Annotated in this window: 17 protein-coding genes; 4 read left to right on the top strand and 13 right to left on the bottom strand. The window is 71.0% G+C overall.

What is annotated here, in order from left to right:
* Positions 1-83: 83 nt before the first annotated feature.
* Positions 84-1,400 carry a citrate synthase gene (locus I4Q55_RS06880; protein ID WP_206785179.1) on the top strand — a complete coding sequence of 439 codons (1,317 nt, stop codon included), beginning with the start codon at positions 84-86 and terminating at the stop codon, positions 1,398-1,400.
* 61 nt (positions 1,401-1,461) lie between these two features.
* Positions 1,462-2,808: a deoxyribodipyrimidine photo-lyase gene (locus I4Q55_RS06875; RefSeq protein WP_206785178.1), complete on the top strand. Its 1,347-nt coding sequence runs from the start codon at positions 1,462-1,464 to the stop codon at positions 2,806-2,808.
* Here I4Q55_RS06875 and I4Q55_RS06870 read toward each other — a convergent pair.
* The 7 genes from I4Q55_RS06870 to I4Q55_RS06840 form a co-directional block, all read right to left on the bottom strand.
* Positions 2,798-3,286 carry an N-acetyltransferase gene (locus tag I4Q55_RS06870; RefSeq protein WP_206785177.1) on the bottom strand — a complete coding sequence of 163 codons (489 nt, stop codon included), beginning with the start codon at positions 3,284-3,286 and terminating at the stop codon, positions 2,798-2,800. The genes I4Q55_RS06875 and I4Q55_RS06870 overlap by 11 nt on opposite strands.
* Positions 3,279-4,469 carry an ABC transporter permease gene (locus I4Q55_RS06865; protein ID WP_206785176.1) on the bottom strand — a complete coding sequence of 397 codons (1,191 nt, stop codon included), beginning with the start codon at positions 4,467-4,469 and terminating at the stop codon, positions 3,279-3,281. The genes I4Q55_RS06870 and I4Q55_RS06865 overlap by 8 nt, the downstream gene beginning before the upstream one ends.
* Positions 4,466-5,383: an ABC transporter ATP-binding protein gene (locus tag I4Q55_RS06860; RefSeq protein WP_206785175.1), complete on the bottom strand. Its 918-nt coding sequence runs from the start codon at positions 5,381-5,383 to the stop codon at positions 4,466-4,468. The genes I4Q55_RS06865 and I4Q55_RS06860 overlap by 4 nt, the downstream gene beginning before the upstream one ends.
* Complete coding sequence (locus I4Q55_RS06855) at positions 5,376-5,915, bottom strand: hypothetical protein (RefSeq protein WP_206785174.1); 540 nt, start codon at positions 5,913-5,915, stop codon at positions 5,376-5,378. The genes I4Q55_RS06860 and I4Q55_RS06855 overlap by 8 nt, the downstream gene beginning before the upstream one ends.
* Positions 5,912-6,181 (bottom strand): helix-turn-helix transcriptional regulator, encoded by a 270-nt coding sequence (locus tag I4Q55_RS06850; protein ID WP_206785173.1) that lies wholly within the window; start codon positions 6,179-6,181, stop codon positions 5,912-5,914. The genes I4Q55_RS06855 and I4Q55_RS06850 overlap by 4 nt, the downstream gene beginning before the upstream one ends.
* 172 nt (positions 6,182-6,353) lie before the next feature.
* On the bottom strand, positions 6,354-7,892 hold the full coding sequence (locus I4Q55_RS06845) for a glycerol-3-phosphate dehydrogenase/oxidase (protein WP_206785172.1): 1,539 nt from the start codon (positions 7,890-7,892) through the stop codon (positions 6,354-6,356).
* Positions 7,889-8,452 (bottom strand): TetR/AcrR family transcriptional regulator, encoded by a 564-nt coding sequence (locus tag I4Q55_RS06840; RefSeq protein WP_206785481.1) that lies wholly within the window; start codon positions 8,450-8,452, stop codon positions 7,889-7,891. The genes I4Q55_RS06845 and I4Q55_RS06840 overlap by 4 nt, the downstream gene beginning before the upstream one ends.
* Before the next feature lie 97 nt (positions 8,453-8,549).
* Between I4Q55_RS06840 and I4Q55_RS06835 the strand changes: the two genes are divergently transcribed.
* Positions 8,550-10,169, top strand: coding sequence for an FAD-binding oxidoreductase (locus tag I4Q55_RS06835; protein ID WP_374194450.1), 1,620 nt, complete (start codon positions 8,550-8,552; stop codon positions 10,167-10,169).
* On the opposite strand, the gene I4Q55_RS06830 is transcribed toward I4Q55_RS06835, so the two are convergent.
* From I4Q55_RS06830 to I4Q55_RS06820, 3 genes are all read right to left on the bottom strand, one after another.
* Positions 10,147-10,701 carry a gamma-glutamylcyclotransferase family protein gene (locus I4Q55_RS06830; RefSeq protein WP_206785171.1) on the bottom strand — a complete coding sequence of 185 codons (555 nt, stop codon included), beginning with the start codon at positions 10,699-10,701 and terminating at the stop codon, positions 10,147-10,149. The two genes, I4Q55_RS06835 and I4Q55_RS06830, sit on opposite strands and share 23 nt — an antisense overlap.
* A gap of 65 nt (positions 10,702-10,766) precedes the next feature.
* Complete coding sequence (locus I4Q55_RS06825) at positions 10,767-11,864, bottom strand: S-(hydroxymethyl)mycothiol dehydrogenase (protein WP_206785170.1); 1,098 nt, start codon at positions 11,862-11,864, stop codon at positions 10,767-10,769.
* 170 nt (positions 11,865-12,034) lie between these two features.
* Entirely contained in the window at positions 12,035-12,886 is an 852-nt protein-coding gene (locus I4Q55_RS06820; RefSeq protein ID WP_206785169.1) for a sigma-70 family RNA polymerase sigma factor, read from the bottom strand.
* 78 nt (positions 12,887-12,964) lie between these two features.
* Between I4Q55_RS06820 and I4Q55_RS06815 the strand changes: the two genes are divergently transcribed.
* Positions 12,965-13,414, top strand: a complete 450-nt coding sequence (locus I4Q55_RS06815; protein WP_206785168.1) for a carboxymuconolactone decarboxylase family protein — start codon at positions 12,965-12,967, stop codon at positions 13,412-13,414.
* 37 nt (positions 13,415-13,451) lie between these two features.
* Here the strand turns inward: I4Q55_RS06815 and I4Q55_RS06810 are convergent, their stop codons facing one another.
* The 3 genes from I4Q55_RS06810 to I4Q55_RS06800 form a co-directional block, all read right to left on the bottom strand.
* Positions 13,452-14,714 carry a peptidase C39 family protein gene (locus tag I4Q55_RS06810; RefSeq protein ID WP_206785167.1) on the bottom strand — a complete coding sequence of 421 codons (1,263 nt, stop codon included), beginning with the start codon at positions 14,712-14,714 and terminating at the stop codon, positions 13,452-13,454.
* Between the two features lie 71 nt (positions 14,715-14,785).
* A complete protein-coding gene (locus I4Q55_RS06805; RefSeq protein WP_206785166.1) occupies positions 14,786-15,187 on the bottom strand; it encodes a PaaI family thioesterase in 402 nt (133 codons plus the stop codon).
* A 53-nt stretch (positions 15,188-15,240) separates the two neighbouring features.
* Positions 15,241-16,965 (bottom strand): TIGR03767 family metallophosphoesterase, encoded by a 1,725-nt coding sequence (locus I4Q55_RS06800; protein ID WP_206785165.1) that lies wholly within the window; start codon positions 16,963-16,965, stop codon positions 15,241-15,243.
* Positions 16,966-17,036: the final 71 nt, after the last annotated feature.

Raw genomic sequence — 17,036 nt, 5'->3', positions numbered from 1 at the left:
CCAGTGTTTCCTCGCGTGAACACGTGGCTACCTGTGGAACGTACAGGCGCCGCCGGCCCGTGCCCAACGTGAGAGGGACTTGCATGTCCGACGCGACGACTGCGGGGCAGTCCGGCGGAGAAACCGCGAAGCTGACCCTGCCGAGTGGCGAGCACGAGTTCAAGATCGTCCACCCGGTCGAGGGCGCGCCGGGGATCGAACTGGGGAAGCTGCTGGCGCAGACGGGGTACATCACCTACGACCCCGGTTTCGTCAACACCGGCGCCGCGTCGTCCGCCATCGCCTACATCGACGGTGACGCCGGCATCCTCCGGTACCGCGGGTACCCGATCGAGCAGCTGGCGGAGAAGTCGACCTTCATCGAGGTCTCCTACCTCCTCATCTACGGCGAGCTGCCGACCCAGGCCCAGCTGGCCGACTTCACCGAGAAGATCCAGCGGCACACGCTGCTCCACGAGGACCTGAAGGCGTTCTTCAGCGGCTTCCCGCGCGACGCCCACCCGATGCCGGTCCTGTCCAGCGCGGTGTCGGCGCTGTCGACCTTCTACCAGGACTCGCTCAACCCGTTCGACGAGCCGAACGTCGAGCTGTCGACGATCCGCCTGCTCGCCAAGCTGCCGACGCTGGCCGCGTACGCGTACAAGAAGTCCGTCGGCCAGCCGCTGCTTTACCCGGACAACTCGCTCGGCCTGGTCGAGAACTTCCTGCGGATGACGTTCGGTTTCCCGGCCGAGCCGTACGACGTCGACCCCGACGCCGCCAAGGCGCTCGACCTGCTGTTCATCCTGCACGCCGACCACGAGCAGAACTGCTCCACCTCGACCGTGCGCCTGGTCGGCTCGTCCGAGGCGAACCTGTTCGCATCGATTTCGGCCGGGATCAACGCGCTGTTCGGCCCGCTGCACGGCGGCGCGAACTCCGCGGTGCTCGACATGCTGGAGGGCATCCAGCGCGACGGCGGCGACGTCGCCAAGTTCGTCGAGCGGGTGAAGAACAAGGAAAAGGGCGTGAAGCTGATGGGCTTCGGGCACCGGGTCTACAAGAACTACGACCCGCGCGCGAAGATCATCAAGAACACCGCGGACGAGATCCTCGGCAAGCTGAAGGGCGGCGACCAGCTGCTCGACATCGCCAAGAAGCTCGAAGAGACGGCGCTTTCCGACGAATACTTCATCGAGCGGAAGCTGTACCCGAACGTGGACTTCTACACCGGCCTGATCTACCGGGCGCTGGGCTTCCCGACGAAGTTCTTCACGGTGCTGTTCGCGCTGGGCCGGCTCCCGGGCTGGATCGCGCACTGGCGCGAGATGATCAACGACCCGGCCACCAAGATCGGCCGCCCGCGCCAGATCTACACCGGCCACGCGACCCGGGACTACATCCCGATGTCCGAGCGCTGATCAATTCTGCGAAAACGCCCCGTCGTGCACCCGCACGGCGGGGCGTTTATCGTTGTCCGTCGTGACTCGTGAAGCGCCGGTCGTCCTGTGGTTCCGCCGTGACCTGCGGCTCGGCGACCACGCCGCGCTGCTGGAGGCGTCCCGCCACAGCAAGCACGTGCTCGCGCTGTACGTCCTCGACGAGGCGCTGCTGAAGCCCGGTGGCGCGCCGCGGGAGGCGTTCCTGTACGGCTGTCTCGAAAAGCTGAACGACCAGCTCGGTGGCCGCCTGATGCTGGTCCGCGGCGACCCGGCGACCGAGGTCGTCGCCGCGGCGCGCGCGATCGGCGCGGCGGCGGTGCACGTCAGCGCCGACACCGGCCCCTACGGCCGCCGCCGGGACGCGGCGGTGGCGAAAGCGTTGGCGGAGCACAACATCGACTGGGTCGAGACGGGTTCGCCGTACGCGGTGACGCCGGGCCGCGTGACCAAGCCGGACGGCAGCCCGTACCGCGTCTTCACGCCCTTCTTCCGCGCCTGGGCCGCCCGCGGCCGGCATTCGCCCGCCGACACCGGACCGTCCCTTGTGGACTGGGTGACGCCGCCGAAGTCGCTGAAGGTGCCATGCCCGCCGAAGGTGTCCGCGGCGTTGCCCGAGCCGGGGGAGCGGGCCGCGCTGGCGGTGTGGCACGCATTCCTCGACGGCGGCATCGAGACCTACGACGAGGATCGCGACCGCCCGGACCGCGAAGGCACCACGCGGCTCTCGCCGTACCTGCGCTGGGGTTGCATCCACCCGCGCACGATCCTGGCCGACCTGGCCGGCGACGACCGGACGGGCGCGAAGTCGTTGCGCAGCGAAATCTGCTGGCGCGAGTTCCACGCCGACGTCCTGTGGCACCGCCCGGAAACGGCCCGCGAGAACTACGACAAGCGCTTCGACGGAATGGAGTACGACGACGACCGCGAGGCGTTCGCGCGGTGGTGCGCCGGCCGGACGGGCTACCCGATCGTGGACGCGGGCATGCGGCAGCTGCTGGCGGAGGGCTGGATGCACAACCGGGTGCGGATGGTGGTCGCGAGCTTCCTGGTGAAGGACCTGCACCTGCCGTGGTGGCTCGGCGCCCGCCACTTCATGAAGCACCTGGTGGACGGCGACCTGGCATCGAACCAGCTGAACTGGCAGTGGGTAGCGGGCTGCGGCACCGACGCGGCACCGTACTTCCGCATCTTCAACCCGACGACCCAGGGCGAGAAGTTCGACCCGGACGGGGACTACGTGCGGAAGTACGTGCCGGAGCTGCGTTCGGTGCCGGGGAAGGCGGTCCACAAGCTGAAGGACCGCCCCCAGGACTACCCGGAACCCATGGTCGACCACGGACACGAGCGACAGGTGTCCTTGGAGCGGTACGGCAGGATCACGTCCTGATCAGCGGCTTGACCCGCCACACGACGGCCAGCGCGGGATCGCCGGTGGCGCTCGGTTCGATCCGGTCGACGGTGAAGCCCTCGCGCTCGTAGAACGCGCCGGCCCGCTCGTTGGCCGCGAAGTGCTCGATGTACAGCCGTGCGGCGTCGCCGGGCAGCTGCGCGGCCAGGGCGCCGAGCAGCCGCGGGCCGAGCCCCCGGCCCCGCTGACCCGGGTGGACGTAGAGCTTGTAGACCACGTGCTCGGCACCGTTGCGGCCGCGTTGCCCGACGCCGAGGAGCTCCCCGGCGTCCTCGGCGACGACCACCAGCCCGGCCGCCACGGCCGCGGCGACGTGCGTCTCGTTCCACCAGTCGCGGACCTGCGCGGCCGCGGCGGCCGCGCCGATCAGCGGGGCGTAGTGGGCCTGGACGTGTGCCTCGCCGAACCGGCGGATCGCGCCCACGTCACCGGATCCCGCCGTCCGCACCTCAGCCACGCAGGGCCTCCCTCAGCTTGATCCGGCTGCCGATCCGCAGCACGCTGTTGCCGTAGATCTTCCCGCCGATCCACGTCAGCACGGCGACGAGCGCGACGGTCAGCGCCAGTGACAGCCCGATCTCCCAGCCCGTCGCCGCGCCCGTCGAAATCCGGGCCGGCATGAGGATCGGCGACAGCAGCGGGATCAGCGAAACGATCTTCGTCGCCGAACTGGCCGGGTTCTGGACCAGCAGGTTGAACCCGGCGATGAACCCGACCACCAGGATGATGTTGAGCGGCCCGACCACCGACTGGGTGTCCTCCTGCCGGGACACCAGCGACCCCAGCGCGCCGTAGACCGTGGCGTACAACAGGAAGCCCAGCAGGTACCAGAGCAGGCCCCACAGCACCGCGCTCGTCGCGAAGCCGGACAGCGTGAACACGCCGGTCGCCGACGCCGCGCCCAGTCCGACCGCCCCGAGGATCACCAGCTGGGTCAGGCCGACCAGGCCGAGCCCGATCACCTTGCCCAGCAACAGCTGCCACGGCCGCACGCTCGCCAGCAGGATCTCCACGACCCGGCTCGACTTCTCCTCGACGACGCCCTGGGCGACCATCATCCCGTAGGTGATGATGCTCATGTACAGCAGGAACGCCACGACCAGCCCGACGACCAGCCGCTGCGTCTGGTCCGCCGGCTGCGGCGAGAGGGCGTCGTCCCGCACGTGGGTGCCGTTGACCTTGGCCATCACCTCGGCCGGCTCCAGCTGCGCGGACGACAGCACGCCGTCGAGCACCTGCTGCTGGGCGACCTGGTCGAGCACCCGGCGCAGCTCGCCGTCCAAAGAGGACTTGTAGGTGGCGGTCAGCTGTGCCGCGCTGCCCGAGACGAGCGCGTCGAAGTCGCCGTCCTCCACCTTCTTCCGGCCCTCGGCGGGATCGGTGACGGCCACCGTGGTGATCTCGCGGCCCGAAAGCGCCGCTTCGGTCTGCAGCTGCCGGGCGATCCCGATCGCCTGGCCGGTCAGCCCGACCGTGTTCTTGTCCGACGAACCGGCCAGCGACGTCTGGAAGAACACGTACCCCAGCAGCAGCACCAGCAGGACACCCGTGCCGACCACGAACGACCGCGTGCGCAGCCGGGTGTTCAGCTCGCGCTTCGTGACGAGCCAGACGGCCCGGCGGCCACTCAGCGTCCTCATCGCGGTTCCCCCTTCTCGGACGACACGGCGTCGCGGAACAGTTCGGTGAGTGACCGGCGCCGTCGGCTGAATTCGGTGACCGGCCCGGTCGTCAGCGCGGCGGCGAGCACGGCCTGGTCGTCCGCGCCCGGTTCGAGGTCGAGCACGGTCGTGGTGCCGTGCTGCTCCAGCACGCGCACGCCGGGCAGGCCCGCGGCCCAGCCGTCGGTCGCGGCCGGCGCGGTCACGACGAGCTTGCTGCGCGCGCTCGCGGTCAGCTCGTCGACCGTGCCGACGGCGACCATGCGGCCGCTGCGGATGATCCCGACCCGGTCGCACAGCCGCTCGACGAGGTCGAGCTGGTGGCTGGAGAACACCACGGGCACGCCCGCGGCGGCCTTCTCCCGCAGGACGCCGCTCATCACGTCGACGGCGAGCGGGTCGAGGCCGGAGAACGGCTCGTCGAGCACCAGCACCGCGGGGTCGTGCACCAGCGCGGCGGCCAGCTGGACGCGCTGCTGGTTGCCGAGGCTGAGCTTCTGCACCTCGTCCTTGCGGCGCTCGGCCAGCCCGAGCCGGGTGATCCAGGTTTCCGCGTTGCGGTGGGCTTCGCCGGCGCTCAGCCCGTGCAGCTCGGCCAGGTAGACGAGCTGGTCGAGCACCTTCATCTTCGGGTACAGCCCGCGTTCCTCGGGCATGTAGCCGATGTGGGTGCGCGTCTCGTGGGTGACGGGCTTGCCGTCGAACCGGACTTCCCCGCCGTCGGCGGCGAGCACGCCCAGCGCGATCCGCATGGTGGTGGTCTTGCCGGCCCCGTTGCTGCCGACGAAACCGAACAGCTCGCCGGCGCGGACGTCGAACGAGACGCCGTCCAGCGCGACCTTGGCGCCGTAGCGCTTGGAGATCCCGTCGATCTCCAGTGTCCCCTCAGGCATTCCCCATCCCCTCTTCGAAGTCTTCGGGGTCGTCGTCCGGCAGCGACCAGCCCAGCACGATGGCCGGGATGGTGGTGCCGGTGACCAGCAGCGCGGACAGCATCATCGCGCCGCGCTCCGCGGAGCCGGCGACGAGCAGGCCGTAGAGCATGGCGATCAGCATCAGGTAGCTGAGCGCCTGGTAACCGATGTAGGTGACGCGGTGGCGCCACTCGCGTTCGCGCTCGTCCAGCAGGCGCGAGAAGCCGCCGCTCATCCGCCCGGTCAGGATCCGCAGCGTCATGAACGCGAACCCGCCGACGACGAGGCCGGTCAGCCAGAAGGCGGGGAAGAGCCACCGCGGTTCGGTTTTGAACTGCGCGGCCCCGGCGACCAGGGCGAGGTCGGCGGCGACCAGCACGGCGACCAGTGCCCGCCGGTGCTTCCTGGTCCGCCAGCCGGGCAGCTTCCGGGACCGTTTCTGTTCGGCTTCCTCGAGCTTGTCGAGCTGGCGTTCCCAGTAGGCCGCGAGACGGCCCGGTTGCTCGGTCATGCTCCCCCCTCGCGGTAGACCTGGGTGGAAAGAGGCGTGAACGGCTCGCGGCTGAAGACCGCCTCGACGGGCAGGTCGAACACCGCGCAGATCCGGAACGCCAGGTCCAGGCTCGGATAGTGGTCGCCGCGTTCGAGAGCGCCGATGGTCTGCGGGTTCACCTCGACGGCGTTCGCCAGCGCGGCTCGGGTCATCCCGCGCTCGGCCCGGAGCACGGGAAGCCGGTTGTAGATCGGCAGCTCTTTGCCGCGTCTGACCGGACTCATGGAACCAACTGTTGCAAAAACCCAACGGGACGTCAACTTAAGTGAACATCAAGTGAGGTTGTGCACAGGGTGGGCTGGTTGGACAGGGCGGATTGGCGGGGCGGCGGAGGCGGGGTTCTGTCGGTGGTCGCCGATACGCTGGACCCGGGGGGCGCCCCCGGGCGGGGCTGTGTCAGCTCAAACCGGCGAGCGACTTGTCGACAAGTTCCCCCACCCTCGCCGCGGCGGCCTCGGCGTCCGACGGCATCAACGCCAGCCGTGTCCGGCGCTCCAGCACGTCCTCGACGTCCAGGGCCCCTTCGTTCCGCACCGCCCACACCACCTCGGCCGCCGTGATCTCGGTGCCCGGGCCCACCGGCTCCGCGAACTCCGCGTCCACCTCACCCAAGGCCGCCACCCGGGGTGCCTCCGTGCCGTACCGGGCCACCAACCGCGGCGCGGCGTCCACAAGCGACAACTCCGCCCGCGAAGCCGCTCCCAGCAAAGGCAGGCGCGCCGTCCGGCACGGCGACTCCGGCAGTCCCGCCAAGCGGACCGCCGCGTCGACCGCGTCCTCCGCCATCCGGCGGTACGTCGTCAGCTTGCCGCCGACCACCGTCAGCAGGCCGTCCGGTCCCGCCAAGACCGCGTGCTTGCGGGACAGGTCCGCCGACCGGCCCCCGCCTTCGACCAGCGGGCGCAACCCCGCATAGGACCCGGCGACGTCCGCCCGGGTCAACGGCCGGGCGAGCACCGACGAAGCCAGCGACAGCAAGAAGTCCACATCGGACTCGGGAACCTCCGGCACAGCGGGGATCGGGCCCGGAACCGGCTCGTCGGTGAGTCCCAGGTAGACGCGGCCGTCCGGCTGGGGCAGCAGGAAGACGAACCGGTTCGTCTTCCCGGGCACCCCGATGTTCACCGACGTCGTCCCCATCGGCACCGTCCCCGGCGCCAGCACCAGGTGCGACCCCCGCGACGGCCGCAGCCGGACCGCGCCCGTCAACGTTCCCGCCCAGACGCCCGTCGCGTTGATCACCTGTCGCGCGTGGATGTCCACAGTGGAGCCGGAAATGCCGTCCAGGGCGACGATCCGGTCCGCTGACAGGGAAGTGGCCGACAGTCGCGTGAGGATCCGCGCGCCGAATGAAGCCGCCGTCCGGGCGAGCGTCACCACCAAACGTGCGTCGTCGACCAAGGCGCCGTCGTAGGCCAGCAGGGCGCCGCGCAAACCGTTCGCGGAAAGGCCGGGCGCCAGCGCCAGCGCTTCCAGCGGGGGAATCGAGCGCGGCCCGGGCAGCACCGACGACGGCGTGCGCGCCGCCCGGCGCAGCAGGTCGCCGGCGCGCACGCCGGCGGAGATCACGCCTTCCTGTACGCGGGATGTGCTGGGGTACAACGGGAACAGCTGCGGCATCGCTCTTGTCAGGTGCGGTGCCGTGCGCGTCATCAGGATTCCGCGCTCCACCGCGCTCTCGTGCGCCAAGCCGAGCTCGCCGTGCGCCAGGTACCGCAGGCCGCCGTGCACCAGCTTCGACGACCAGCGCGATGTCCCGAACGCCAGGTCGTGCGCCTCGACGAGCGCCACCGACAGACCGCGCGAAGCCGCGTCCAGCGCGATGCCTGTGCCGGTGACGCCGCCGCCGACCACGGCGACGTCCACTCGCTCGCCCGCCGCCAGCTCCGCGAGCTCCCGTTCGCGGCGCCGCGCGTTGAGCGAGCCGGACGTCATGGCCGCAGTGCCGCGTCGAGCACGTGGGTGAACTCCGCCATCAGCGCCGCCTCGTCGACGTCCGCGGTGGCCGGTCGCAGTGAGAACGCGAACGACTGCACCACCAGCAGCACCGACCGCGACTGCACGGCGACCGGCGCCCGCCGGATCGAGCCGTCCCGGTGGCCGGCCTCCAGCAGGTGGTGCAGGGCCTGCTCGGCGAACTTCTGCGTCGCGCCGAGCCGCTCCACGATGTACGGGAGGACCAGTTCGGGGTCGACGTCGAGCAGGGTGCGGAACAGCGGGTCGGCCGACAGCGCGCGGACGCCGGCCGCCGCGATGAGCACGAGCCGGTCGCGGCTGTGCGCGGCGTCGGCGCCGCCCTCGCTCGCCGTGCGCAGCAACCCGCTGAACTCGCGGGTCATCAGGGCGGCGAGCACGCTGCGGACGTCGGGAAAGCGGCGGTAGACCGTCATCCGGCTGACGCGCGCGGTGCGGGCGATTTCGGCCAGTGTGGTGCGGCGCACACCGACGGCCAGCACGCACGAGCGCGCGGCGTCGAGCAGCACGTCATCGGCCACCCGCGTCGCCGTTTGGCGGTTGCGGGTGTCCGCGAGCGCGGAGGAACCCGCCGTCTGCGTAGTGTGACGTTTTACGTCCATATGTCACACTGTAGTCGTGAACGCTCTCATTGACCACCGCCTCCGCCGGTCCTGGACCGCGGAAGCCGCCGGCGCCGCCCCGCTGCCCGCGCGTGCGGCCAGGTGGCTCGACCAGCGTATCGGTCCCGTGGTGCCCGTCGCCGCTCCAGCGGGCGACCTGCCGGTAAAAATACCGTCAGCGAAACTGGCGAAATCTGCCGAGGAAGCCCTCGCGAAGGTGGTCGGCGCGGAGAACGTGCTGGTCGACGACCCGGCCCGGCTCGCGCGCGCGACCGGCCTGTCCTACCTCGACCTCCTGCGCCGCCGTTCGCTCTCGGCGGACTTCCCGGTGCCGGATGCCGTCGTGCTCCCCGCGGATCCGGACGAGGTTCAGGAGATCCTGGACGTCTGCGTCCAGCACGACGTCGGGGTCGTGCCGTTCGGCGGCGGGACGTCGGTGGTCGGCGGTGTCGCGGCGCTGCGCGGCGAGAAGACGGCGGTGATCGCGCTGGACCTCGTCCGGCTCGACGCGCTGGTGTCGGTGGACGCCGAGTCGCGCGTCGCCGTCCTGCAGGCCGGCGTCCGCGGGCCCGAGGCCGAGCGCCTGCTCGCCGGGCACGGCCTGACGCTCGGGCACGTCCCGCAGTCGTTCGAGCGCGCCACGATCGGCGGCTTCGCGGCGACGCGCTCGGCCGGCCAGGCGTCTTCGGGCTACGGGCGGTTCGAGGACATGGTGACCGGCGTGCGGCTGGCAACCCCGCGCGGCCCGTGGAAGCTCGGCGTCGCCCCGGCGTCCGCGGCCGGGCCGGACCTGCGGCAGCTCGCCATCGGCAGCGAGGGCACGCTCGGCGTGATCACCGAAGTGGCGCTGCGGGTGCGGCCGGCGCCGAAGGTCCGGCGCTACGAGGGTTACGCGTTGCCCGGCTGGGCGGCCGGCGCCGAAGCGGTGCGGGACCTCGCGCAGCACCACGCGCTCGCCGACGTCACCCGGCTGTCCGATGTGGACGAGACCGAGGTTTCGCTGGCGTTGAACGCCGGTGTGAAGACGGCGGCGCTGCGTCGCTACCTGGCGGCGCGGGGTGTGCGGCGGCCCTGTTTCCTCATCGTGGGCTGGGAAGGCACCGCGCACGACGTCGCGCTGCGCCGCCGCGAGACGGCTCGTCGGCTGAAGGCCGCGGGTGCCGTGCGCGTCGGCAAGGCACTCGGCGAGTCGTGGCGGCACGGCCGGTTCGCCGGGCCCCGGCAGCGGGACAGGTTGCTGGACATGGGTGTCTGCGTCGAGACGCTCGAAACGGCGGCCTATTGGTCCATTGTGGACGAGTTGCGCGACGACGTCCGCGCGGCACTGACGGCCTCGCTCGGCCGGTCCATCGTCATGTGCCACATTTCGCACGCGTACGAAACGGGGGCGTCGCTGTACTTCACGGTGCTGACGGCCCGCGACGAGGCCGACCCGGTCGGTCAGTGGCAGCGCGCGAAGGCGGCGGCGTGCGAGGCGATCACCGGGCTGGGCACGATTTCGCACCACCACGCCGTCGGCGTCGACCACGCGCCGTACCTGAGCGCGGAAATCGGCGCGCTGGGCGTCGAGGTGCTGCGCGCGGCCAAGTCCGCGGTCGACCCGACGGGCATCCTCAACCCCGGAAAGCTGGTGTGACGACTTCGCAGGGCACGCCGTGGCCGTCGGCGGGGACGCCGTCGAGCCGGGCCGCCTCGGCCTGCGGGACGTCGGCGGTGCGCACCGGCGCGCCGTCGACCAGCAGCGGGTAGCGGACCGGCGCGGCGCCGACGTACGTGTGGACGTCGGTCAGGCGCGTGCCGTCATCGAGGGTGATGTCGGGGTCGGTCAGCCGCGCGAGGTGGTAGCGGGTGCCGCGGCCTTCACAGCGGTCCAGGACCGCGAGCTGGTCCGGCGTCACGAACCAGATGGCGTGGTCCTCGGCGCCGGGCAGCGCCGTGATCGTGGCCGGGCGCTGGTCGTCGACCACGCGGAAGCCGGCGGCCCACACGGCGGCGAGCCCGGCGCAGCGCGCGTGCGCGACGACGACCGGGCCTTCGAGCCCGAGCCGCGCCCTCAGCCAGGTGATCTTCGACGGGTTCGCGTTCGAGCCGTAGGCCAGCACGGCCATCCGCTCGCGCCAGCCGCCGGGCGCGGTGTCGAGCGGGTGGCCGACGCCGTCGACGTGCACGAACGAGTGGCCCGGCCGGGTGCCCGGGTAGGGCTCGGCCGGGTACTCGTCGTCGGTGAAGAGGGTCAGAAGGTCACCACGCTGCGCAGGACGTCACCGTGGTGCATGCGCTCGAAGGCCTGCTCGACGCCGTCGACGCCGATGCGCTCGGTGACGAACTTGTCGAGCGGCAGCCGGCCCTGCAGGTAGAGGTCGACGAGCATCGGGAAGTCACGGCTGGGCATGCAGTCGCCGTACCAGGAGGACTTGAGCGAGCCGCCGCGCGAGAAGAAGTCGATCAGCGGCAGGTCGTTCAGCCGCATGTCCGGCGTCGGGACGCCGACGAGCACGACCGTGCCGGCGAGGTCGCGCCCGTAGAAGGCCTGCCGCCAGGTCTCGGGCCGGCCGACGGCGTCGATGACGACGTCGGGGCCGAAGCCGCTGGTGGCGTCCTGCATGGCCTCGACGACCTGCGCCTCGCTGAGGCCCTTGCTGTTGACGGTGTGCGTCGCGCCGAAGTCCTTGGCCCACGTGAGCTTCCGGTCGTCCATGTCGATCGCGACGATCGTGGTGGCGCCGGCGAGTTTCGCGCCCGCGATGGCGGCGTCCCCGACACCACCGCAGCCGATGACGGCGACCGAGTCCCCGCGCGTGACGGCGCCGGTGTTGATGGCGGCACCGAGCCCGGCCATCACCCCGCAGCCGAGCAGCCCGGCGACGGCGGGTTCGGCTTCCCGGTTGACCTTCGTGCACTGTCCGCTGTGGACAAGGGTCTTTTCGAGGAAGGCCCCGACACCGAGAGCGGGGGACAGCTTGGTGCCGTCTTGCAGGGTCATCGGCTGGGCGGCGTTGAAGGTGGAGAAGCAGTACCACGGCTTGCCGCGCTTGCAGGCCCGGCAGGTGCCGCAGACGGCGCGCCAGTTGAGGATGACGTAGTCGCCGGGTTCGAGATCGGTGACGCCCGCGCCGACGGCCTCGACGACGCCGGCGGCCTCGTGGCCGAGCAGGAACGGGAATTCGTCGTTGATGCCGCCTTCGCGGTAGTGCAGGTCGGTGTGGCAGACCCCGCAGGCCTGGACGTTCACGACGGCTTCGCCGGGACCGGGATCGGGCACGAGGACGGTCTCCAGCGAGACGGGCTCGCCCTTCGCCCGCGAAACAACCCCCTGGACCTCGTACGGCATTCGAACCACCTTCCGGCTGCGCTGCTGGTCGACCGCAGCTAATCACGGATCATGCGGAGATGGCGACATCCGCATGAGTGACGTTTTGCGCAACATGTTGCGTGTTGCGCAACTGTTGTCCAGTGGATGAGTTTTCGCGGGTGGTCGGGAGCGTTCGGGGAGTCGACGTGCTACCGCGGCGGCTCCGGCAGCGCCATCGAAGCCAGCTTCACCGGATCCGCCACCGCCGCGATCCCCGTGATCCGGCCGTCCACCACCGTGAACGCCACCACCGACAGCGGCGTCCCGTCCGCGCGCCACGCCACCACGCCCGGCAACCCACCGACCAGCACGGTCCGCCCGCCCGCCGCCGCGCCGAAGCGGGCTCCCGCCGCCACGTTCGTCGCTCCCAGGACCACGACCACTCCGTCCGGGGTGTCCACCGTCAGGCGGACCTCCGGGTCGAGCACGCGCAGCAACGACTCGAAGTCGCCGTCGCGGGCTGCCGTCAGGAACGCCTGGACCACCTCGCGCTGCCCCCGGCCGGACGGCGGGACCGGCGGTGGCTGCACCTTGCGGCGCGCCCGGCTCGCCAGCATCTTGGCCGCCGCCGTCGATTTGCCCAGGATGCGGCCTATCTCCTCGAACGGGACCGCGAACAGGTCGTGCAGCACGAATGCCAGCCGCTCGCTCGGGCCCAGTGTCTCCAGGACCACCAGCAGTGCCAGCCCCACCGAGTCCGCCAGCTCCGCGTTCGCCGAAGGGTCCGCCGCGGGGTCGTCGTCGGCCGCCACCACGATCTCCTCGTACGCCCCCTCGGGGCGGGCGCGGCGGGCACGCAGCACGTCCAGGCTGATCCGGCCGACCACCGTCGTCAGCCAGCCGTCGAGGTTCTCGATCGAGGCCGCGTCCTGGCGGGACAGGCGCAGCCAGGCCTCCTGGACCGCGTCCTCGGCGTCGGCGTGGGAGCCGAGCACGCGGTGGGCCACCGCGCGCAGCCGGTCACGCTGAGCTTCGAACGCCGAAGCCACCCTGTCGGTCATGGTCGTTACCTTCCTCGCTTCCGCTCCGTCGTGGACATGACGGGCCCGGAGGGGCACAGGTAACCGATGGAGGAAACGATGGAACCACGGCTCAAGAGCCAGGCCACGCCCGAGGTGACGGGCGCGGTCCAGCAGCTGTTCAAGGTGGTGTACTCCGCCGGCCTCGAGCCGCTGCTGCTGGAGCTGGTCCACCTGCGGGCCAGCCAGATCAACGGCTGCGCGCCGTGCACCTACGCCGGTGTCCGGCAGGCGAAGAAGCAGGGCGAAACCGACGACCGGCTGCACAGCGTCGTCGTCTGGCGGGAGACGCCGTTCTTCACCGACGCCGAGCGGGCCGCGCTCGCGCTGACCGAAGCCGCCACGCGGATCCAGGACGGCCAGCCCGGCGTCACCGACGAGATCTGGGCGGCCGCCGCCGCGCACTTCGACGAGACGCAGCTCTCCGCGCTCGTCACGCACATCGCGCTCACCGGCTTCTTCAACCGCGTCAACCGCGCGATCCGGGAGCAGGCCGGCAAGACCTGGTGAACCCGGCGGGGCGCCGGCGCGGCGCCCCGCCGAAGGCTCAAGCCGGCGTGATGATGTACGCGATGCCGCCCGGGCCGCTCGCCACGGTGCCGTCCGCGCGGTAACGCTTCGTGCGCTGCCAGATCTTCTCGAACTGGTCGCGCTGGTAGATGTTGCGCACCCGGTCGTTGCTGCTCGCCGCCGGGTCGTTCGCGATCACGTCGCCGTCCTTCGTGAAGCCGACGACAACCATGATGTGCCCCGCCGTCCCGTAGCCGGCGCCGTCCAGCTCCGACGACAGGAACGACTGCGACGTGATCACCGGGATGCCGCGCGCGATGTAGTTCTCCAGCTCGTTCAGCGAGTGCAGCCGCGTGATGTGCCCGCGCAGCCCGCGCGACGCCGCGTACGCCGTGTTGAACGGCCAGTTGCCCGTGCCGTCGTAGGCGTGGTCGTAGGTGTAGCGCGCCGCGAACGCCACCTGCGGGTCGACGTAGCCGGCCGGGATCCACGCCATCTCGGCCGCCGACGGCTTCTTGCCCCAGTACTCGGCCACCATCTCGGTCGACGTCGGGCTGCACCAGGCTTCGCCGCCCCCGCCGTACTCCGGGAACTGTCCCTTGTGGAGGTTCTGCGCGTACGCGGGCACCTTCAGCTCGATCCCGGTGGCGCGCCCCGGCTTCGTCGGCTGGACCTCGAAGCGGTCCGGGACGGCCGAGGTCATCGCGCCCAGCAGGCTCACCGACGGCGTCGCCCCCGAGCCGGCTTCGCGGTAGAGGTTGACGCGCAGCTGGTACGACTTCAGCGTCACGCCGGTCTTCATGACCAGCGTGTCGACGTCGACCAGCGCGTTCGCGTCGTCCTGGCCGTCGACGCTGGTGCGCAGGATGTCGGCGTCGCCGCTGGCCCAGCGCCCCAGCACGTACCACGCGGTTTCGGCGCCCGCCGACGTCCGGCCCCGCGCCTCGACCTGCAGCCAGGTCTTCGCCGGCGTCTTCGCGTTCCAGGATGCGACCAGCTGCGTCGCGCCGAAGCCCTGCCGGTACTCCGGTGACGTCCACTGGCCGTACTCGTACGTTCTCGTCGTGCCGAGCTCCGGCTCGGTGTGCTCGACCGTGCCGGCCGGGTGCGTGATGCGCAGGCCGTCGCGGGTGAGCGCGACCCCGGCGAAGCCGCCGTCGTGGAAGCGGCCGCCGGTCCATTCGTGGTAGTCGATCGCCTCGTCGTCGCGCGGCCGGACGGGCCCGGCGTCGGCGACCTGTGTGGTTACTGCGGATAACACAACCACTGACAATAAGGTGAACAACTTGCGTGCGCGCATCGCGGCTCCCTGATAGACCCACCCAGTAGCGAGGAATTTTCGCCGCTCCGGCCGGGTCTGTAAACAGGTGGCTAGAGGACGGCCTGCGTCTGTGTCACTTTCGCGACCAACTTGCCGTCGTCGTCGTGGATTTCGGTCTCCACCACGACGAACTTGCGGCCCGCGTGCAGTGGTCTGGACGACGCAACGGCGTAGCCCGAACGCACCGCGCGCAGGAAGTTCGTCTTCGACTCGACGGTCGTCGTGCCCTGGCCGCCCGCGGGCAGGTTGAGGAACGCGCACACGGCGCCGGTCGAGTCGGCCAGCGCCATGAGCGCGCCCCCGTGCAGCGCGCCGCCGAGCGTGCAGAGGCTCTCGTCCCACTTCAGCCTGCTGCGGACGAGCTCGCGCCCGTGCTCCAGCACCTCGACGCCGAGGCGCTCGGAGAACGGCATGGAACGGTGGAAGAGCTGCGTGCCCTCGGGATCGGTCATGCTCCGCAGCTTGCCCGAAGACCGGCGGCCGGGCGATTACCTCCGGCGTAGTCTCAGCCGAGCGGGTTGACCAGCAGCAGCTCCGTGTTGTGGTCGGCGGCCGCGCCGACCCGGCCGAGGTCGACGTGGATGTCGTTGTAGGACAGCTCGCGGTACAGCGACGCAAGCGCTTGCGGCGTCCGGGCGTCGTAGTCCACGGCGTACGGCGCTTCGGCCTCGATCAACGTCGTGAATAGCGACAACGTACCGTCGGCGTTGTCCGCGACCTCGACGATCCGCGCCTGCTGCGGGAAGTCGACGTGCGACGCCGTGTTGATCTCCCAGAAGCCCTGCTGCGGCGTGCTCCCGGCGTGCGGGGTGATCTTGTTGACGTGCGTGTGGCCGTTGACCCAGGCCAGCACGTTCGGGAACCGCTTGAGCAGCGCGACGAACGCGTTGCCGTCCAGCCTCGGGTCGAGCAGGTGGCGCGAGTCCGGCAGCAGGTTGCCCATCGAGCCGCTGGTGTGGTGGCTGAAGAGGATGAACAGCTCGTCGGTGACGGCGTGGGTGACCTTGCGGCCGAAGAAGTCGTAGTACGTCGAGCTGCCGCGCTTGAGCGTCGACTCGACCCACGAGTACTGGGCGAGCCCGATCGAGCCGTCGGCGAACCCGGCGTCGGTGGTGGTGTCGAGGCTGATCCCGGTGATGCCCGGCGCGATCCGGAAGGTGTAGTAGACGTTCTTGCCGTCGGCGTTGGCGCTGCCGAAGCCGTGGCCGGCCGGGCCGGGGCCGGTGTTGGCGGGATCGAGGTGCGCCCGGACGAACTCGCCGGTGGTGAACGGGCGGCGCCGCGCGTCCGGCGTGATCTCGCGGACGGTGCCGCTGCCGCCGAACAGCTCGGAAAGCGGAACGCCCGAGCCGCTCTCGATGGCGGCGGCCAGCTTCTTCGCGGCGGTCTCGTCCTTGCCGATCACCTTGTACTTCCCGGTGTACCACGCGTCGATTCCGGGAACCCGCGCCGGCAGCGAGCCGACGATGCTGTCGTCGTGGTTGCCGAAGGTGCAGAACCACGGCACGTCGAGGCCGGGCGCGGTGAACGTCTTCATGGCCGCTTCGAGCAGGCCCGGCAGCTGCGGGAAGCCCTTCGCCGAGTACTTGTCGCCCACGCCGGGGATCGAAGGGTTCCAGTACTCGTCGTTGCCCGAGCTCTGCACGCCCTCGTAGGCGTCCGGGTCGCCGGAGCCGGGCGTGACTGTGCCGCCGTTGAGGACCTTGAGGAACCAGTCGAGCTCGATCAGCTCGTGGTTGTCGGTGTTGTCGCCGGTGGTGACCATCAGGTCGAACGGCCGCCCGGTGAACGGGCCCTGCCGCACGCTGTTGACGCGCTCGACCAGCGCGCTGGTGGCGACGGTGCCGAGCGCCTCCTGCGGCCGGTGCGCGGAGCCGATGAAGGGGTGCAGGTACTCGAACCGCGCGGGGCTTTCGGTGTCGGTGATGTGCAGGTCGGTGAACTGGACGAAGGCGGACAGCGCCCGGCGCCGGTCGTCGCGGCCGCTCTTCGGCGCGGCGAGGTCGCTCCGGACGACCAACGGCCACCCGGGTCCGGCGGACAGGCGCGAGTAGGTGCTGGTGCCGCCGCCCGCGGCGACCTGCTCGAGCGTGGTGCCGGCGGTGGCGACCGAGCGGGTGCTCGTCAGCCGCAGGGCGCGGTCGAGGGCGTTCGCGGTGGGCGTGCAGAGCAGCAGCCCGACACCGGCGGCGCCCGCGGTGGCGAAGGTGCGCCGGGTGAGTTCGGCCATGTTCGCTCCCCAGTCTTCTCGGATGACCGGCACAGTGCCGGACGTGGGTGGACACGGGGTGAACGTGAAAA

The organism is Amycolatopsis sp. MtRt-6, from assembly GCF_017308975.1.
Lineage (GTDB): Bacteria > Actinomycetota > Actinomycetes > Mycobacteriales > Pseudonocardiaceae > Amycolatopsis.
This window is presented reverse-complemented; position numbering and strand designations above follow the sequence as displayed.

What these genes read in the sequence shown, in the direction of transcription:
- I4Q55_RS06880 (WP_206785179.1), top strand. Translation starts at nt 84, where the DNA reads ATGTCCGACGCGACGACTGCGGGGCAGTCCGGCGGAGAAACCGCGAAG.
- I4Q55_RS06860 (WP_206785175.1), bottom strand. Translation starts at nt 5,383, where the DNA reads ATGCCTGAGGGGACACTGGAGATCGACGGGATCTCCAAGCGCTACGGC.
- I4Q55_RS06825 (WP_206785170.1), bottom strand. Translation starts at nt 11,864, where the DNA reads ATGCCGTACGAGGTCCAGGGGGTTGTTTCGCGGGCGAAGGGCGAGCCC.
- I4Q55_RS06820 (WP_206785169.1), bottom strand. Translation starts at nt 12,886, where the DNA reads ATGACCGACAGGGTGGCTTCGGCGTTCGAAGCTCAGCGTGACCGGCTG.
- I4Q55_RS06810 (WP_206785167.1), bottom strand. Translation starts at nt 14,714, where the DNA reads ATGCGCGCACGCAAGTTGTTCACCTTATTGTCAGTGGTTGTGTTATCC.
- I4Q55_RS06815 (WP_206785168.1), top strand. Translation starts at nt 12,965, where the DNA reads ATGGAACCACGGCTCAAGAGCCAGGCCACGCCCGAGGTGACGGGCGCG.
- I4Q55_RS06865 (WP_206785176.1), bottom strand. Translation starts at nt 4,469, where the DNA reads ATGAGGACGCTGAGTGGCCGCCGGGCCGTCTGGCTCGTCACGAAGCGC.
- I4Q55_RS06845 (WP_206785172.1), bottom strand. Translation starts at nt 7,892, where the DNA reads ATGACGTCCGGCTCGCTCAACGCGCGGCGCCGCGAACGGGAGCTCGCG.
- I4Q55_RS06855 (WP_206785174.1), bottom strand. Translation starts at nt 5,915, where the DNA reads ATGACCGAGCAACCGGGCCGTCTCGCGGCCTACTGGGAACGCCAGCTC.
- I4Q55_RS06805 (WP_206785166.1), bottom strand. Translation starts at nt 15,187, where the DNA reads ATGACCGATCCCGAGGGCACGCAGCTCTTCCACCGTTCCATGCCGTTC.
- I4Q55_RS06800 (WP_206785165.1), bottom strand. Translation starts at nt 16,965, where the DNA reads ATGGCCGAACTCACCCGGCGCACCTTCGCCACCGCGGGCGCCGCCGGT.
- I4Q55_RS06850 (WP_206785173.1), bottom strand. Translation starts at nt 6,181, where the DNA reads ATGAGTCCGGTCAGACGCGGCAAAGAGCTGCCGATCTACAACCGGCTT.